This is a genomic window from Segatella copri, assembly GCF_009495355.1.
Classification (GTDB): Bacteria; Bacteroidota; Bacteroidia; order Bacteroidales; family Bacteroidaceae; genus Prevotella.
Genome location: NZ_VZAD01000051.1, coordinates 1 through 16,255, shown reverse-complemented (window position 1 = coordinate 16,255; position 16,255 = coordinate 1). Strand labels below are relative to the sequence as shown.

14 protein-coding genes and 1 tRNA gene are annotated in these 16,255 nt (G+C 49.8%); 5 read left to right on the top strand and 10 right to left on the bottom strand.

Translation table 11 applies throughout. The features are described 5' to 3' along the window. The first annotated feature begins 63 nt into the window (after window positions 1-63). Both F7D20_RS05795 and F7D20_RS05790 read left to right on the top strand, forming a co-directional pair. On the top strand, window positions 64-780 hold the full coding sequence (locus F7D20_RS05795; RefSeq protein WP_022251493.1) for an IspD/TarI family cytidylyltransferase: 717 nt from the start codon (window positions 64-66) through the stop codon (window positions 778-780). A 27-nt stretch (window positions 781-807) separates the two neighbouring features. Then, entirely contained in the window at window positions 808-1,872 is a 1,065-nt protein-coding gene (locus tag F7D20_RS05790; protein WP_158463228.1) for an NAD-dependent epimerase/dehydratase family protein, read from the top strand. On the opposite strand, the gene F7D20_RS05785 is transcribed toward F7D20_RS05790, so the two are convergent. From F7D20_RS05785 to F7D20_RS05755, 7 genes are all read right to left on the bottom strand, one after another. Continuing rightward, complete coding sequence (locus F7D20_RS05785; protein ID WP_158463227.1) at window positions 1,867-2,739, bottom strand: LicD family protein; 873 nt, start codon at window positions 2,737-2,739, stop codon at window positions 1,867-1,869. The two genes, F7D20_RS05790 and F7D20_RS05785, sit on opposite strands and share 6 nt — an antisense overlap. Window positions 2,740-2,775: 36 nt before the next feature. After that, window positions 2,776-3,765 carry a pectinesterase family protein gene (locus F7D20_RS05780; RefSeq protein WP_158463226.1) on the bottom strand — a complete coding sequence of 330 codons (990 nt, stop codon included), beginning with the start codon at window positions 3,763-3,765 and terminating at the stop codon, window positions 2,776-2,778. 55 nt (window positions 3,766-3,820) lie between these two features. Continuing rightward, window positions 3,821-6,109, bottom strand: coding sequence for a RelA/SpoT family protein (locus F7D20_RS05775; RefSeq protein ID WP_158463225.1), 2,289 nt, complete (start codon window positions 6,107-6,109; stop codon window positions 3,821-3,823). A gap of 63 nt (window positions 6,110-6,172) precedes the next feature. After that, complete coding sequence (locus F7D20_RS05770; protein ID WP_158463224.1) at window positions 6,173-7,534, bottom strand: lytic transglycosylase domain-containing protein; 1,362 nt, start codon at window positions 7,532-7,534, stop codon at window positions 6,173-6,175. A gap of 61 nt (window positions 7,535-7,595) precedes the next feature. Next, on the bottom strand, window positions 7,596-8,324 hold the full coding sequence (locus F7D20_RS05765; RefSeq protein ID WP_217757977.1) for a DUF5683 domain-containing protein: 729 nt from the start codon (window positions 8,322-8,324) through the stop codon (window positions 7,596-7,598). Window positions 8,325-8,328: 4 nt separating this feature from the next. Beyond that, a complete protein-coding gene (locus tag F7D20_RS05760; protein ID WP_158463223.1) occupies window positions 8,329-9,240 on the bottom strand; it encodes a ParB/RepB/Spo0J family partition protein in 912 nt (303 codons plus the stop codon). Between the two features lie 51 nt (window positions 9,241-9,291). Further along, window positions 9,292-10,056, bottom strand: coding sequence for a ParA family protein (locus F7D20_RS05755; protein WP_022251485.1), 765 nt, complete (start codon window positions 10,054-10,056; stop codon window positions 9,292-9,294). Window positions 10,057-10,177: 121 nt separating this feature from the next. Here F7D20_RS05755 and surE point away from each other — a divergent pair, with 121 nt between their 5' ends. Together surE and lpxB are read left to right on the top strand one after the other, a co-directional pair. Then, complete coding sequence (gene surE, locus F7D20_RS05750; protein ID WP_158463222.1) at window positions 10,178-10,972, top strand: 5'/3'-nucleotidase SurE; 795 nt, start codon at window positions 10,178-10,180, stop codon at window positions 10,970-10,972. A 22-nt stretch (window positions 10,973-10,994) separates the two neighbouring features. After that, window positions 10,995-12,302 (top strand): lipid-A-disaccharide synthase, encoded by a 1,308-nt coding sequence (gene lpxB, locus F7D20_RS05745; RefSeq protein ID WP_158463221.1) that lies wholly within the window; start codon window positions 10,995-10,997, stop codon window positions 12,300-12,302. 104 nt (window positions 12,303-12,406) lie between these two features. Here the strand turns inward: lpxB and F7D20_RS05740 are convergent, their stop codons facing one another. The 3 genes from F7D20_RS05740 to rsfS all read right to left on the bottom strand — a co-directional run bounded on the left by F7D20_RS05740 (window position 12,407) and on the right by rsfS (window position 15,841). After that, entirely contained in the window at window positions 12,407-13,276 is an 870-nt protein-coding gene (locus F7D20_RS05740) for a phosphatidate cytidylyltransferase (RefSeq protein ID WP_022251482.1), read from the bottom strand. Between the two features lie 15 nt (window positions 13,277-13,291). After that, on the bottom strand, window positions 13,292-15,391 hold the full coding sequence (gene ftsH / locus F7D20_RS05735; protein ID WP_158463220.1) for an ATP-dependent zinc metalloprotease FtsH: 2,100 nt from the start codon (window positions 15,389-15,391) through the stop codon (window positions 13,292-13,294). 90 nt (window positions 15,392-15,481) lie between these two features. Further along, window positions 15,482-15,841, bottom strand: coding sequence for a ribosome silencing factor (gene rsfS, locus F7D20_RS05730; protein ID WP_022251480.1), 360 nt, complete (start codon window positions 15,839-15,841; stop codon window positions 15,482-15,484). Window positions 15,842-16,092: 251 nt separating this feature from the next. Between rsfS and F7D20_RS05725 the strand changes: the two genes are divergently transcribed. After that, a tRNA-Gln gene (locus F7D20_RS05725) sits at window positions 16,093-16,166 on the top strand. Window positions 16,167-16,255 lie beyond the last annotated feature (89 nt).

Below are 16,255 nucleotides of genomic sequence, written 5' to 3'. Positions count from 1 at the left end.
CTTTGCACCACGACAACATGCATGGTGCGTGTTTGTGTGAAACAAGATAAAAGAATTATTGATATGAACTATGCTCTTATTATAGCCGGCGGTTCTGGCAACAGAATGGGACAGGACATTCCCAAACAGTTTATGCACGTGGATAATTGTCCGATTATCATCCATACGATGATGGCATTTCAGAAGCATCCCGACATACAGGGAATCGCCGTGGTGTGCCTGGCAGGATGGGAAACGGTGCTGCAGTCGTACGCCAACCAGTTTTGTATTACGAAGCTGAAGTGGATTTTCCCTGGTGGAGCCAATGGGCAGGAGTCGATACACAATGGTATCTATGGTCTGAAAGAGGCTGGATGCAGCGACGATGACCTTGTGTTGGTGCATGATGCCGTGCGGCCTCTGCTCTCGCAGGATATTATCTCTTCCAACATCGCCATTTGCCAGAAGTATGGTTATGCGATTACGGGCATCAAGTGTCGTGAGGCTATCCTGGAGAGTGAGGACGGGTTTACGACAACGACAAGTATTCCGCGCGACAAGCTGATCCGTACGCAGACGCCTCAGACTTTCAGGCTGGGCAACTTGATAGCTGCGCACGAGGAGGCTAAGGCCAAAGGCATCGACAACTCGGTGGCATCGTGTACGCTGATGGCTGAGCTGGGTGGAAGAAAGATGCACATCGTGCCGGGATCGGAGAAGAATATCAAGATTACAACCGTAGAAGACCTTGAGATTCTCAAGGCCCTGATGAAGGTGCAGCCCGAGGGATGGATTAAGTAAGTTGACAGATGTTAAAATCATTTAGCAATGTCGGAAAAAACAATATACAGGAAAGATATAGACCGCCTCTTCGATGAGGGGCTCGACTTGAAGCGTCTCAATGGGAAGACGATTCTCGTAGTGGGTGCTACAGGACTGATTGGCAGTTGTGTGGTCGACGTGCTGATGCTGAATCCTGACAGAGGTTACAGGGTTGTGGCGGCAGGACGCAACAGGCTGCGTGCCAGAACGAAGTTTGCTGCTTACTGGGACGAGGCCGACTTTGGCTTTGTCGAGATGGATGTTACGCAGCCTATGGACGAACAGTGTGAGGCTCATGGTCTGTCTGCGCAGGGTATAGACTTTGTCATCGATGCAGCAAGTAATGCGAGTCCCAACTTCTTCCGCGAGAAACCTGTGGAGGTGATGAAAGCGAATTTTGATGGTGTTGCTCATCTGATAGAGTTTGGCCTGCAGCATGGCATGAAGCGCATGGTGTACATCTCTTCGGGCGAGGTTTACGGCGAGGGCGACGGCAGCGAGTTTTCAGAGACAAGCAGCGGTTACGTGGACTGTGCATCGGTGAGGGCTTGTTATCCTTCGTCGAAGCGTGCAGCTGAGACGCTCTGTATGGCTTATGGGGCAGAGTATGGCGCTGATGTCGTTATAGCCAGGTTGAGCCATACTTACGGTCCAGGCTTTACGGAGAGCGACAACAGAGTGTATGCGCAGTTTATCCGCAACGTGTTGCGCGGTGAGGATATTGTGCTGAAGAGTCGTGGTGAGGCTTTCCGGTCGTGGCTTTACGTAGTGGATGCTGCCCATGCCATTTTGCGCCTCCTGCTCGACGGCGAGAGGGCAAATGCTTATAATGTGGCGCATTCGGAGTCGAATATATCTATCCGTGAGTTGGCGGAGTTGATAGCAAGGAAGGCTGACCGCAAGGTGGTATTCGACATTGCCGAAGACGACGTGATGAAGGGGAATACGACCCCAGTCACCAAGGCAACCTTCAATACCGATAAGCTGAAGGCATTGGGATGGAAACCGCTCTGGGATGTGGAGAGTGGTTTCGGGCACACGATAGAAGTTTCGTTTGCTCAGAAGTTATAGAAGTTTCTTTGAAATCTCCTGCCATGTCTCTCTTTTCTCCATGTTGAGATAATAGCGCAGGTGTTTCTCTACCCGTTGTTCTACTGGCGGCAACTGCATGTAGTTGCCGAAGAAGTGGCTGAGATACTTGTCGTATTCTGCAGGCAGAAGAACGGTGGTGTCTTCGAAGGGGAATGGTTTGCCGTTGCCAAGCCATGCCTTAGGGAAGATTTCGCGTTCATGATAGGAGCCTGTGTAAACCTGTACGTTCAGTGCTTTGTCGAAGTCGTAGAGATGACTCAGATGATCCATTTTCGCTATGAAATGTCTGCGCATGAGGTTGCGGAAGAAGAAGGCTGCCGTCTTGACGACAAAACGTCCCCAGGTCTTACGATGGGTGAGCAATGTCAGGTATTCGCCAAAGGTGTTTCGGGTGGAAATGGCGTTGAGGCAGTTGATGTGCTTCACATATTTGCGCTGCAGTGCCTTGGCCTGTTCCACATCGTCGGCAGTGGCATCAAGTGGGAAGATGTCGACGAAGAGTCCGATGATGCAAGGGCGCTCTTTCTCCTCGATGAGTGTGGTGTTCTTGTTGACCAGCTTGGAGAAATAGAGAGGGTAACGCTCGTTGTTGTAGGGCGTTACCACCTCGTAGTTGCCGAAGTCTTCGTGGCGTGCTATCTCAAGAAAGCGGTCGTAGTCGGGGCGTGGCATGATGACGTCGATGTCATCGTCCCAGGGTATCATACCATGATGGCGCACAGCCCCTATGGCTGTTCCTGCACAGCAGTAGTAGCGCAGGTTGTGTGTGTGGCAGATACTGATGAATGTCTTCAGTATGTCGAGTATGGCTGCGTTCCATTCTTTCTTGATATTCTTGATGTCCATTGTCTCTTGTATAGTTTATAGCGTTGGAAAACTTATTTACCAGCAGTCTTCACCGAAGACGTTGGCGATGGTGATGCGTGCGGCTTCCTTCTTGCTGAGCTGATGTGTCCAGGGTGCACGGGCTTTGGTTGAGGCGCCAGGACCATGGTTGCCGTACTCGAAGTAGCGGGCGGTCTTCTCGTTGCTTGCATTGCGCCAGTTGTCCCAGCCTACAGGACGGATATGGCTGCCCATTTCGCAGTCGATGAAGAGTGTGTAGGCGTATGGACGCCATGGACGGCCCAGATAAACCTGTGTGGCCTCGGGCGAGGCGGTGAGGCGGCACTTATGGAACACGTAGCCATACTGCTGACCGGCTGGTGTGGACGCGGCTGTGATATAGCTGTTGGACTTGCTGTGGATTTCGCAGTTCTCGAACCAAGCGATGGAAGGACCGAAGATGAAGTCTGTTGTTCCCTCGATGTAGCAGTCGTAGAAGGCGATGCGTGTGCCGGCAACGCCTGTATATACGGTGTCCTGATTGCCTAAGAGTCGGCAGTTCTGTACCAGGATGTGGTCGCCCTCAGTGTGCAGGGCTACAGCTTGTCCTAATCGTGCGGCATTGTTTTCGATAGTGATATTCTTCAGGGTGATGTAGCTGCCCTGAACCTTCAGTGTGTAGGTGCGGAATGTGCCGATGGGCTTGCCCTTGACAGCAGCCTCGGAGTCGAGTCCGCCTGTTGGCATCTTGATGTTGGCATGGTCGTCCCAGGTGATGATAGTCTGGTCGCGGTCTTCGCCACAGATGGTGATGTGGGTGAGCCATGATGGGATGATGAGTTTCTCCTTGTAAACGCCTTTCTTGACGTAGATGACCTTGGTGTAGTCCATGAAGGCACGGCACACCTCTATGGCTTCGTCGATGGTGCGGAACTCGCAGGTACCGTCGCGTGAAACGAAGAGTGTGTCGGGGTTGTCGTACTTGTTGGCAGCCAGCACTGGGAGGACTGCCAACGTGGTGAGGATAGACAGGATTAGTTTTTTCATTGTCGTTGTTTTTTGTAGGTTGATATTTGTTTTATAGTTTTTTCTGTCCTATGGCTTACAGGATGCGCTGTACATCCTGCAGGCCGTCGATGATCTTCAGATTATCCATGATCACCTTTACATCTTCGCGATCGTGAATTCTGATTTCGATGCAACCGTCGAAGATGCCATTGTCGCTGCTGATGGTGAGCTTGTGTATGTTGACATTGAGCTGGTCGCTGATGACACGGCTCACGTCGAGGAGCAATCCCTTGCGGTCGATGCCCTTTATCTCGATGGTGGCGTCAAAGTACATCAGCTTGTGCATCTGCCACTTGGCGTCGACGATGCGGTTGCCATAGCTCGACTTGAGCTTGGCTGCCACAGAGCAGGAGCGCTTGTGTATCTCGATGCGGTTCTTGTTGTCGATGTAGCCCATGATGTCATCGCCAGGAATGGCATGGCAGCATGAGGGGAAGATGAACTGCGAGATGTTCTCCTCGGTGATGATGAGGGGTTTCTTCTTGTTGAAGTCCTTGCCCACCACCATGAGCTGTTGCGGCTTGTTGTCCTTTTCGTCAGCCTTTTTGTCCTTGCTCTTGCCGAGGAAGGGGATATAGTTGCGCCAACTGCTTGAGCTCTTGTCTTTCTTGTTCTTGCTTTGCAGTTCGTCAAGATCTTTCTCGCCCAACAGAATGCAGTGGTCGCCCAATGCCTGGAAGAAGTTTTCGTGTTTCTGTATGTGGTGATAGTCGCAGAGCTTGTCGAGGATGGAGTTGTTGACCTCCAGACTGTTCTTCTTGAGCCATTCGTTCAGAATGTCCTCGCCCTTCTTCTGTATCTCGCGGTTGTCGCGTCGCAGTATGGCTTGAATCTTGCTCTTTGCCTTGGCTGTGCTCACGAAGTTTATCCATGAAGGCTGTACGTGCTGACTCTTGCTGGTGAGGATTTCCACCTGGTCGCCGCTTTGCAGTTTATGGCTCAGTGGCACCAGCTTATGGTTTACCTTTGCTCCGATGCAGTGGCTTCCTAAGAAGGTGTGTATCTGGAAGGCGAAGTCGAGGGCTGTACAGCCTGCTGGCATGGTCTTGATCTCGCCCTTAGGGGTGAAGACAAAGATCTCTGAGGCAAAGAGGTTGAGCTTGATGGCATCGAGAAAATCCATGGCGTCGGGCTGTGGATCGTCGAGGATTTCCTTGATGGTGCCCAACCAGTCGTTGAGCTCGTTCTCGTCCTCTGTGTATTCAGCGTCTTCGCCTTCTTTGTATTTCCAGTGGGCAGCAAATCCCTGTTCGGCCACCTCGTCCATACGGTCGCTTCTTATCTGTACCTCTATCCAGCGTCCCTGCTTGCTCATGAGGGTGACGTGGAGTGCCTGATAGCCGTTGGCTTTAGGATGGTTGAGCCAGTCGCGCAGACGGTCGGGATGACTCTTGTATATCTGGCTGATGGCCACATAGATATTGAAGCATTCGTTGACCTCGTTGGCTCTTTCCTTGGGTGTGAAGATGATGCGGACGGCAAGGATGTCGTATATTTCGTCGAAGCTCACGTGCTTATTCTGCATCTTGTTCCAAATGGAATAAGGGCTCTTTACACGTGCCTTGATCTTATACTGTATGCCCATCTTGTCGAGTTCCTCCCTGATGGGCTGTGTGAACTGTGAGAAGAGGGTGTCGCGTTGTGCCTCGGTGTCGGCAAGTTTGTGCTCGATGTTGGTGTATTCCTGTGGATGATCGTAGCGGAAGCTGAGGTCTTCGAGCTCGGTCTTTATTTTGTTAAGGCCCAGACGATTGGCCAATGGAGCGTAGATGTAAAGCGTCTCGCCGGCTATCTTGTACTGCTTGTTGGCAGGCTGCGAGGCGAGTGTGCGCATGTTGTGCAGACGGTCGCAGATCTTGATAAGGATGACGCGGATGTCGTCGCTCATGGTGAGCAGCAGTTTCTTGAAGTTCTCGGCTTGTGCCGATGCCTTGTCACCAAAGATACCACCGCTGATCTTGGTTAGTCCGTCTACAATCTGGGCTATCTTCTCTCCGAAGATGTTGGAGATGTCTTCTACTGTATAGTCGGTGTCTTCTACCACGTCGTGCAGGAGTGCGGCACAGATACTGGTGGATCCCAGTCCCATTTCCTCGCAGGCTATCTGAGCCACGGCGATAGGGTGCATGATGTAGGGTTCGCCCGAGAGGCGACGTACGCCCTTGTGTGCCTGGCGTGCAAAGTTGAATGCTTTGGTGACAATGTCTACCTTCTTGCGGTGACGTGAAGCTACATAGGTGTCGAGCAGATGCTGGAATGCATCGCCAATGAGTTTGTTGTCGGCCTGTTCTCTCTCTAAGTCTTTGAGGTTCTGATCGTCCATAGTTCTTGCCTCCTGCGCTTTGTGTTAGTCAGATTAATAACTATATATATAATAATGTGTATATTACTTCACCTTGAGTTTCTTGCCGGCACGGATATGGTTGCCCGAAATCTTGTTGAGCTTGCGCAGTTTAGCCACGGTAGTGTGGTTGCGTTCTGCTATCTCCGACAGGGTGTCACCACTCTTGATGGTTACGTTTCTTCCTCCGCGCTTACTCTTTCTGCTTCTGCTCTTGCGGCTCCTGCTGCGTGTTGCAGAGGAGCGATGGCGGCTGCTGTGGTAGCTGTGGCGGCTTACCTTAGGCTCTTCTTGGTTTACCTCTACGACAGAGCGCTTGAGCAGCAGTTCGTCGGTTTTGAAGTTGTAGATGGAGTCTTCCTGGTCGATGAAGGGGCCAACGAGAGATGAGGGAAGTCGTACTGTCATAGGTTTGTTGAGACCATTGACAATGTCGCGACGGTATTGTGGATTGAGGCTGCGAAGGTGCTGGATGTTGATGTTGAGCACCTGGGCAATCTGCTCCAGATGAAGGTCTTTGTTGACAACCACGGTGTCGGTCTTAATAGGCAATTCGGTCACCATAGGACAGATGTTGTGGTCGCAATAGTAGTTCATGATGTAGTTGGCTGCGATGAAGGCTGGCACATATCCGCGTGTCTCCTTGGGGAGGTAGGGATAGATGTTCCAGTAATCGGCAGAACCTTTGGCGCGGTGGATGGCCTTGTTGACCTTGTCGGGGCCACAGTTGTAGGCAGCGATGACAAGGCTCCAGTCGTCGAAAATCTTATAGAGGTCGCTCAGATAGTGGGCGGCAGCATAAGAGGATTTCACTGGATCGCGACGCTCATCGATGAGTGAGTTGACCTCAAGTCCGTAGCGCTTGCCTGTGCCTATCATGAACTGCCAGAGGCCGGTGGCTCCTACGCGTGAAACGGCAGTAGGGTTGAGGGCAGACTCGATGACAGGAAGATATTTGAGCTCGAGGGGAAGGTTGTAAGCCTCTAAAGCCTCCTCGAAGATTGGCATATAGAAATTGCCTGCGCCCAGCATATAGCTCACAGAGCGGCGGAGCTTGCCGCTGTAGCGGTCGATGAACTTCTGCACCACATCGTTGTAAGGCATCTCGATGATGGTGGGCAGACGCTTGAGCCGGTCGATGTAAACCTCCTTGTCGAAGACTGGGTTGACATCACGATAGTTGCAAGATGTGTCTTGCATCATATAGGTCTTAGCATTATAAAGATGCAGTAGGCTGTCGAGGTTGTCCTCCAGTCCTACAGGGACTTCTATCTCTTCCTCGTTGCCCTGTTTGTCGGTGACTGTGATTACATCTTCTTTTTTCTCTTCAGTGTCGTCGGTTTGCGCCAGCATCTGTGCAGGCATACCAAGTAACATTGCAGCTGCTAATAATAGTATTTTTTTCATTTATGTTATTCTTTCTTTTCTATAAGTTTCTTTAAGATTCTACACAATTGTGTTCCTCACTTTAAAAAGTGAGTGAGCATTGAAGTCCCAATGTTCCTGATCGGAAGGGGTTGCGGCTTTGCGGGTTGCTGTTCATGAAGGCAGGCTCTACTCTCAGAGTAAGGTCGTCGGAAATGTCGAACTCGGAGAGTGATGCATCCACATAGGCATCAATGATGGAGAAGGCATAAACGCCAATCATCACAAACACACCCATGTCGCGCCAGCGGCGGTAACGGTCTTTGCGCTTGCGGAAGATTTCCTTGTATCGGTCCATGTTGCTGGCATCGATGGTGGCTCCTAAGTGCAGGAACTGGTTGTAACTGTCGGTAGTGGGGTCATCGTCCATGATGTCCATATAGGCCTGTGAATAGTCGTGATACATCTGGTTGTTCCAGGTGATGGCATAGGCACAGCCTACGAAACCACCATATATAATAGGTAGTTTCCAGTATTTACGGTTGTATATCTGTCCTGCTCCTGGCAGAACGATGGCAAGCCACATGGCACGCTTGGTGTCAGGACGCCATGTGGACCAGTCGCGCTTGGGCTTCTTGGTAGCAACCTGGAGCATACTGTTGAGCTTGAGACTGTCTTTGGCAGAGAATGTTGTATCTGCAGGTGCCACTACGGCAGGCTGATCTTCGCCTGCAGTGGATTGACTGGCTGTGACAGCCTTCTGTGCCTGAGCAGCCCAGGGTAGGCTGGTCAACAAGACTGATATACAAATATGTGATATTTTCGATTTCACCTAATTAGTTTTGTTTTAATTGGTCGAAAACGTTCATGATGTGCTCTAATTCCTCCTCGTTGGCAAAGGGAATGCTGATTTTTCCCTTGCCCTTGGGTGAGCAGGTAAACTGAACCTTGGTGTTGAGGAACTGCGAGAGGCGGTTCTTCAGCAGGGTGAACTCCTCGGGCAGTTCGGCTTTTCCCTTGATTACCTTTCTGGCTGTCTCGTTGTCCTCGCTGTCCTTTATTTGCTGTACCATCTCCTCTACCTTGCGCACAGAGTAGCCGTTCTTCTGAATTTCATGGAACAGCTTGATCTGAAGTGAAGGGCTGTCGAGTGCCAAGAGGGCGCGGCAATGGCCCATGTCGATTTCTTTCTTCTGAAGTGCCATCTGTACCTGAGCTGGCAACTTGAGCAGACGCAGGTAGTTGGCTACAGCAGCGCGGCTTTTGCCCACGCGCTCGGCTATCTTCTCCTGAGTCATCTCGTTGTTCTCCATCAGGTGCTCGTATGCCAAAGCTATTTCTATGGCGTTGAGGTCCTGGCGCTGGATGTTCTCGACGAGTGCCATCTCCATCACATTCTCATCGCTGATGGTACGGATATAGGCTGGTATGGCTCTCAGTCCAACCAACTGGGAGGCACGCCAGCGACGTTCACCTGCGATAATCTGGAAGCGGTTCTCTGCCACCTGTCGCAAGGTGATGGGCTGAATGATGCCTATGGCCTTGATGCTTTCTGCCAACTCATGGAGAGCTTCGTCGTCGAACTCGCGACGGGGCTGGTTGGGGTTTGCTTCTATCTGGTCGAGAGGAATCTCGTTGATGGTACTGCTGCCCTGTGTGCGCACTCCTTCGGTAGAGATAAGTGCGTCGAGACCTCGTCCCAGGGCATTGCTCTTGGTTCCGTTATTGTATTTCTTGTGTACTGCCATTTTCTATTTCTTAGTAAGGAGTGAGCATGTCTTCACTCTTTTTTTCTTACTTTATGAGTTCTTGTTGATAATTTCTTTTGCCAACGCCAAGTGGTTCTTGGCGCCATTCGACTCTGTGTCGTAGAGGATGACGGGAAGACCGTGGCTCTGGCTCTCGCTCAGCTTCACGTTGCGCTGGATGACGGTCTTGAACACCAACTCCTGGAAGTGGCGCTTCACCTCGTCGTAAATCTGATTGGCCAGACGCAGACGGCTGTCGTACATGGTAAGCAGGAAGCCCTCAATCTCGAGCTTGGTGTTGAGCTTGCTCTTGATAATCTTAATCGTATTGAGCAACTTGCTGATGCCTTCCAGGGCAAAGTATTCGCACTGAACAGGAATGATGACGCTGTCGGCTGCTGTCAGCGAGTTGACTGTGATGAGTCCCAGAGATGGCGAACAGTCGATAAGGATGAAATCATACTCGTCGCGGATAGGGGCGAGCAGATTCTTGATAACCCTTTCGCGGTTCTGCAGATTGAGCATTTCTATCTCTGCACCGACAAGGTCGATGTGGCTGGGGATGATGTCGAGCCCATCAATATCGGTGGTATAGATGGCATCACGAACATCTGCATGGTCGATAATGCACTCGTACAGAGAGCAGTCTACCTCCTTGATGTCTACTCCTAAGCCGCTGGAGGCGTTAGCCTGTGGGTCGGCGTCTACAACAAGAACCGACTTCTCCAGTGTGGCCAATGATGCTGCCAAGTTGATGGTGGTTGTCGTTTTGCCGACACCGCCTTTCTGGTTGGCCAATGCGATTATTTTTCCCATATTCTTAATTTTCTATATTAAAAATCATCACAAAATTTCTGCAAAGATACATATTTTATGCGAGAAAGACGTTACTTTAAAGGTTTTTTCGTACTTTTGCACCAAAAAGAGCGATATTTTTATGGAAAATAAGAAACCTTTAATATTAATATCCAATGATGACGGCTATCATGCCAATGGCATCAAGACGCTTGTTGGATTTCTGAAAGACTGGTGCGAGGTGCTTGTGGTGGCTCCTGAGAGTGGACGGTCGGGCTATGGATGCGCCTTCTCGGTAACATCACCACTGCTGTTGAAACGCAGACACAACATGGGCGAGGAGGTGGAAGTGTGGTCGTGCTCTGGAACGCCTGTCGACTGTGTGAAGATAGCTCTCGACCAGCTGCTGGCTCCTCGTGTTCCCGACCTGATACTCAGTGGTATCAACCATGGCGACAACTCGAGTGTGAACAATCATTATTCGGGCACAATGGGCGTAGCCAAGGAAGGCTGTATGAAGTATATTCCCTCGGTGGCGTTCAGTAGTTGCAACTATGATGTGAACGCCGATCTGTCACCCTTGCGTGACGGAGTGGTAAGCATCGTGAAGCGAGTGCTTCGTGAAGGACTGCCCAAGGGAACTTGTCTTAATGTCAACTTTCCCGTCAAACCTCCTTTCAAGGGCTTTAAGGTTTGCCGTATGACATGGGGCTCGTGGATCAATGAGGTGGTGAAGGAGCATCATCCTCGTGGTTACGACTATTACTGGATGGTGGGCGAATATCGCAATGATGAGCCCGAGGCTGTAGATACTGATCAGTGGGCGCTCAGTCATGGCTACATTGCCATTACGCCTACAAGAATAGATGTGACCGACTATGAGTGGCTTGAGAACAACAGGTCGCTCAACACGGAAGCTTCTGAACTTGACGATTAACTAAGAATATTCGACAATAAGGATGAAATATTATCTGATAGTAGGTGAGGCGAGTGGCGATCTGCATGCCAGCAGATTGATGCGCTCGTTGAAAAAATATGACGAATTGGCTGAATTTCGATTCTTCGGCGGCGACTTGATGGCTGCTGAGGGAGGAACTCGTGTCAAGCATTATAAGGAACTGGCCTATATGGGCTTTGTACCTGTGCTGCTGCATCTGGGCACCATCTTCTCGAACATGAAAAGATGCAAGGAGGATATTGTGGCGTGGAAACCCGATGTTGTGATCTTAGTCGATTATCCAGGCTTTAATCTCAATATAGCCAAGTTCTTGAAAAAGAATACGTTGATACCTGTCTACTATTATATTTCGCCTAAGATTTGGGCCTGGAAGGAATGGCGTATTAAAAGCATCAAACGTGATGTGAGCGAGATGTTCTCCATACTGCCTTTCGAGGTGCCTTTCTATGAGCAGAAACATAAGTATCCCGTTCACTATGTGGGCAATCCCACTGCTCAGGAAGTGGCAGAGTTCAGAGCAGGATATCATCAGACGCATGAGGAGTTTTGTCGAGAAAATAATCTTGACAGTCGTAAGCCGATTGTCGCTCTTTTAGCTGGTAGCCGACTACAGGAAATTAAGGACAATCTTCCTGCCATGATAGAGGTGGCTGAACGTTTTGAAGATTATCAAATGGTGTTGGCTGGAGCTCCGTCGATAGAGGATGAATATTACGATAAATTCCTGGAAGGTTCTCCTGTCAGAGTGGTGAAGAATAAGACTTACCAGCTCTTGTCTCACACCACGGCGGCTCTTGTAACCAGTGGAACTGCCACGCTCGAGACAGCCCTGTTTAATGTTCCGCAAGTGGTGTGCTATGAAACTCCCTTGCCAAAACTGATTCGTTTTGCCTTCAATCACGTGCTGAAGGTTGACTATATTTCTCTTGTCAACTTGGTGGCCAATAAGGAAGTGGTTCCAGAGATGTTCGCCGATAAGTTTACGATAGACGGAATAGCCAACGAGCTGTATAAGATTATGCCAGGGCAGCCTGCACGCGAAAGAATGCTTGCTGAATATCAGGAAGTGCTGAGAGAGTTGGGAAGTAAGGTGGCGCCCGACGAAGCTGCTTCTATCATGGTAGATTTGTTGAGAAAGCATCGTGCTGAGTTGATACGTCTGGCTAAAGAACGTGCTGAGGCTGTTGCCAAGGCTGCCGCCAAAGCTGCAGAGCTGGCTCGTGTCAAGGCTGAACAGGAAGCTGCCATCGCCCGGCAGAAAGCTGAAGAGGCAGAGCGGGTGAGCCAGCAGGAAATAAATGAGCCGTAGTAAAATATGAAAACTTGCTATTGATTATCAATAAGTTACAAAGACAAAAAAAGTTCCTAAAAAAAGGCTCATGAGTTAAAAGGGAAACTCATGAGCCTCTTTTTTTATACGAAAAGCTGCAGTGTATAGAGATAGATGACGGCTGCGGGAATGGCCATGAGCGAAGAGTCGAAACGGTCGAGCATACCGCCATGTCCTGGCAGCAGTGTGCCGCTGTCCTTTACTCCCAAAGTGCGTTTGAAGAGACTCTCTACCAAGTCGCCCCATGTTCCGAAGAATACGACAACCAGGCCTAAACCCATCCATCCGGCAATGCTGAGTCGGTGAGCCTCGCCGTCATTTGCCAAGTAACCAATCACGGCAGCTGCAATCAGAACGAATATACCTCCGCCTATGCTTCCTTCCCAACTCTTGGCAGGACTGATGCGTGGGAAGAGTTTATGCTTGCCGAAGAGCGAACCGCTGCAGTAGGCTCCGGTATCGTTTGTCCAAAGGAATATGAAAATACTCAGTGGCAACAGCATGTCGTAGTGTATCTGGCCGTCGAAAGCTGAGTATTCGAAAGCCAAAATATTGATCATAGAGAAGGGTAGGGCGATGTACATCTGCGAGAGCATGGTGTAGGCCCAGTCGTTGATGGCGTCTTTGTTGCCGGTATACAGTTCGCTGATAAACAGGTAGACGATGGTGAGCAGATAGGGAACAAAGACAATGAAATTGCCTACGATGCCCATTCGCAGTCCTGCCACGGCCAGGAAAAAGTATACTCCGGCAATGGTGCAGATCAGACGGTTGACGGTGACGTCTTCCTTCTCGTTGTTTACCAGTCCGCAGTATTCCCAGATGCTGAGTCCTGTAATGATGGTAAAGAGGAAAATCATGGCTCTTGGGTTGAGGAAACAAGACACCATGCACACCACGAACAAGACGCCCGTGATAGACCTCACGATAAGATTCTTTTGTTTGTCGGTCATTTGTGATTCCTTATTTTATTTGTTGTTTGTTTCTTCTGAGTTCTCGTCGTTCTGCACGTCGGTATCATTGTTTTCGGTGCTTTCAGACGAGTTGTCTTCCTGTTGTGCCTGCTCGTGAGCCTTGATGGCTGCCTGAACCTCGGGCAGTTCCTTCAGTTTGTCGTCAATCTTGGGCTGCTCGTCCTCCATGATTTCCTGTGAACGGCTAAGCCATGGACGCTTGCCAAAGATCTTCTCTACGTCTTCTGCCATGATCACCTCTTTCTGGATGAGGAGCTCGGCAAGGGCGTTATGGCCTTCCTTGTGCTCTACGAGGATGTTCTTGGCTCGGGTATACTGTTCGTTCACCATCTTGAGCACCTCTTCGTCTATCATGCGGGCAGTGGTGTCGGAGTATGGACGCTGGAAGGAATATTCCTGGTTGTTGTAATAGCATATATTAGGCAGCTTGTCGCTCATACCTAAGTAGGCTATCATGCCATAGGCACTCTTGGTGGCTCTTTCCAGGTCGTTCATGGCTCCCGATGATATATGACCCGTAAAGAGTTCCTCGGCAGCGCGTCCTCCCATGAGCGAACACATCTCGTCGAGCATCTGTTCCTTGGTGGTGATCTGTCGTTCTTCGGGCAGATACCAGGCTGCTCCGAGAGCCTGTCCGCGTGGAACGATAGTTACCTTGATAAGTGGATTGGCATACTGACAGAACCATGAAATGGTGGCATGGCCAGCCTCGTGGAGTGCGATGCTTCGCTTCTCCTCTGCTGTCATCACCTTGGTCTTTTTCTCCAGTCCGCCTACGATGCGGTCTACAGCATCGAGGAAGTCTTGTTTGCTTACGCTCTTCTTGTCGTGGCGTGCTGCTATAAGGGCTGCCTCGTTGCACACATTTGCAATATCGGCTCCCGAGAATCCTGGTGTCTGTCGTGCCAGCAGGTCTACGTCAACACTCTTGTCTACCTTTACAGGTTTTAGATGAACCAGGAATATGGCTTTTCGCTCATTCAGGTCAGGAAGGTCGACGTGTATTTCACGGTCGAATCGTCCTGCACGCAGCAAGGCGCTGTCGAGCATGTCCACACGGTTGGTGGCTGCCAGGATAATGACACCGCTGTTTGTTCCAAATCCGTCCATCTCGGTAAGCAGGGCGTTGAGCGTGTTCTCGCGCTCGTCATTGCCTCCCATGGATGGGTTCTTGCTGCGGGCACGTCCTACTGCATCAATCTCGTCGATAAAGATGATGGAAGGTGCTTTCTCCTTAGCCTGACGGAAGAGATCGCGCACACGTGATGCACCTACGCCGACAAACATCTCTACGAAGTCGGAACCACTCATCGAGAAGAAAGGTACGCCAGCTTCGCCTGCCACGGCTTTGGCAAGGAGAGTCTTACCAGTTCCCGGAGGTCCTACGAGAAGGGCTCCCTTAGGTATCTTACCACCTAAGTCGGTATATTTGTTGGGGTTCTTCAGGAAGTCTACGATTTCCTGTACTTCCTGTTTGGCTCCTTCCTGTCCTGCCACGTCCTTGAAGGTGATGCCGATGGCATTGCCTTTCTCGTACATACGTGCTTTGCTCTTGCCTACATTGAAGATTCCTCCGCCTGAGCCGCCCATGCCGCCCATACGTCCCGACATCCACCAGATGAAGACGAAGAAAAGAATCAGCGGGAAGATATTCCACAAGATTTTGAGGAAACCGTCCGTTGACTCGTTCTTATAACTGAACGAATTGATTTTCTTGGCTTGCACCATGGCGTTGGCAAACCTGTCCACCTCATCTACCGAACCAAACTGCACCTCCACATAAGGGTTGGTGCCTAAGTTCTTGGCTGAGGTTTTGTACACCTCGCGTGAGTACTTGGGGTTGATATACAGTTTCAGGGTGTTCTCGGTCTTGTTGGCTACAACGCTCAGCACATAACCTTTTTCCACGTATTGCTTAAACTGTGTGTAGGTGGCTTCTTGTGTGGCACTTCCTCCTAAAGAGTTTGTGCCTCCGCTCAAGTAGGCTACCATCAGTCCGACGATGATAAGTATATAGAGCCAGTTCATGTTGAACTTAGGCATCTTGGGGGGTTGGGGCCCGCCGGGATTGTTCTTGTTGTTGCCTTGTTCCATATTGAATGTTTCCTTTCCTTTTTTTGTTTTAAAAAAGACTTTTGTTTCTTGCTTTCTTTCTTATTATATATAATAATGTACGCGCGACGGTTACATCACGTCTGGCACGGTTGTCAGTTTGGCGTCTTCCCAGAGGTGTTCCAGATCATAGAACTGTCTTACCTCAGGCTGGAAGATGTGTACGAGTACATCCACAAAGTCGATGGCTACCCATTGGTCGTTTCCTAATCCTGCTACGTTGACAGGTTTCTCGCCCAACTTCTTACGGCAGAAGTCGCCTACTGATTCTGCAATAGCCTCTACCTGGGAGGGTGAACCGCCTTGGCAGATAATAAAGTACTTGGCTATGGTGCCGTCTATCTCGCTCAGGTCTGCAATGACGATATTGCTGCCTTTTTTCTCTTGTATTCCTTCTTTAATTGTCTCTACTAATTGTTTTGCTGTATTCATTGAGTTGTTATTATGTTTATTCGACTACAAAGATAGTGCAAAAAAATGAGTATGCGTTACTTTCCTCCAACTTTTCTGTTTTTTTAAGGTTGGTATGGCGCAAAACCACGTGTTTTTTGTCCGAAAAGGCATAAAAATGAAAAAAATAACGATTTTCGATAAAAAAGTTGAGAAAAATTTTGTGGGTTCAGAAAAAAGTATTACCTTTGCACTCGCAATTAAGAAATGACATTGCAACAACAAAAAGACATTGGGATATGGTGTAATGGTAACACTACAGATTCTGGTCCTGTCATTCCTGGTTCGAATCCGGGTATCCCAACCAAGAGCATCTTTCTTTTAGAAAGATGCTTTTTTTGTTTGTGTGTCGGGCATGACACTAACCTAACTGGTTTAACTCCAGTCGCAGGTATT

Coding starts and splice junctions, on each gene's coding strand:
- F7D20_RS05795 (WP_022251493.1), top strand. CDS start 64: ATGAACTATGCTCTTATTATAGCCGGCGGTTCTGGCAACAGAATGGGA.
- F7D20_RS05790 (WP_158463228.1), top strand. CDS start 808: ATGTCGGAAAAAACAATATACAGGAAAGATATAGACCGCCTCTTCGAT.
- F7D20_RS05785 (WP_158463227.1), bottom strand. CDS start 2,739: ATGGACATCAAGAATATCAAGAAAGAATGGAACGCAGCCATACTCGAC.
- F7D20_RS05780 (WP_158463226.1), bottom strand. CDS start 3,765: ATGAAAAAACTAATCCTGTCTATCCTCACCACGTTGGCAGTCCTCCCA.
- F7D20_RS05775 (WP_158463225.1), bottom strand. CDS start 6,109: ATGGACGATCAGAACCTCAAAGACTTAGAGAGAGAACAGGCCGACAAC.
- F7D20_RS05770 (WP_158463224.1), bottom strand. CDS start 7,534: ATGAAAAAAATACTATTATTAGCAGCTGCAATGTTACTTGGTATGCCT.
- F7D20_RS05760 (WP_158463223.1), bottom strand. CDS start 9,240: ATGGCAGTACACAAGAAATACAATAACGGAACCAAGAGCAATGCCCTG.
- F7D20_RS05755 (WP_022251485.1), bottom strand. CDS start 10,056: ATGGGAAAAATAATCGCATTGGCCAACCAGAAAGGCGGTGTCGGCAAA.
- surE (WP_158463222.1), top strand. CDS start 10,178: ATGGAAAATAAGAAACCTTTAATATTAATATCCAATGATGACGGCTAT.
- lpxB (WP_158463221.1), top strand. CDS start 10,995: ATGAAATATTATCTGATAGTAGGTGAGGCGAGTGGCGATCTGCATGCC.
- F7D20_RS05740 (WP_022251482.1), bottom strand. CDS start 13,276: ATGACCGACAAACAAAAGAATCTTATCGTGAGGTCTATCACGGGCGTC.
- ftsH (WP_158463220.1), bottom strand. CDS start 15,391: ATGGAACAAGGCAACAACAAGAACAATCCCGGCGGGCCCCAACCCCCC.
- rsfS (WP_022251480.1), bottom strand. CDS start 15,841: ATGAATACAGCAAAACAATTAGTAGAGACAATTAAAGAAGGAATACAA.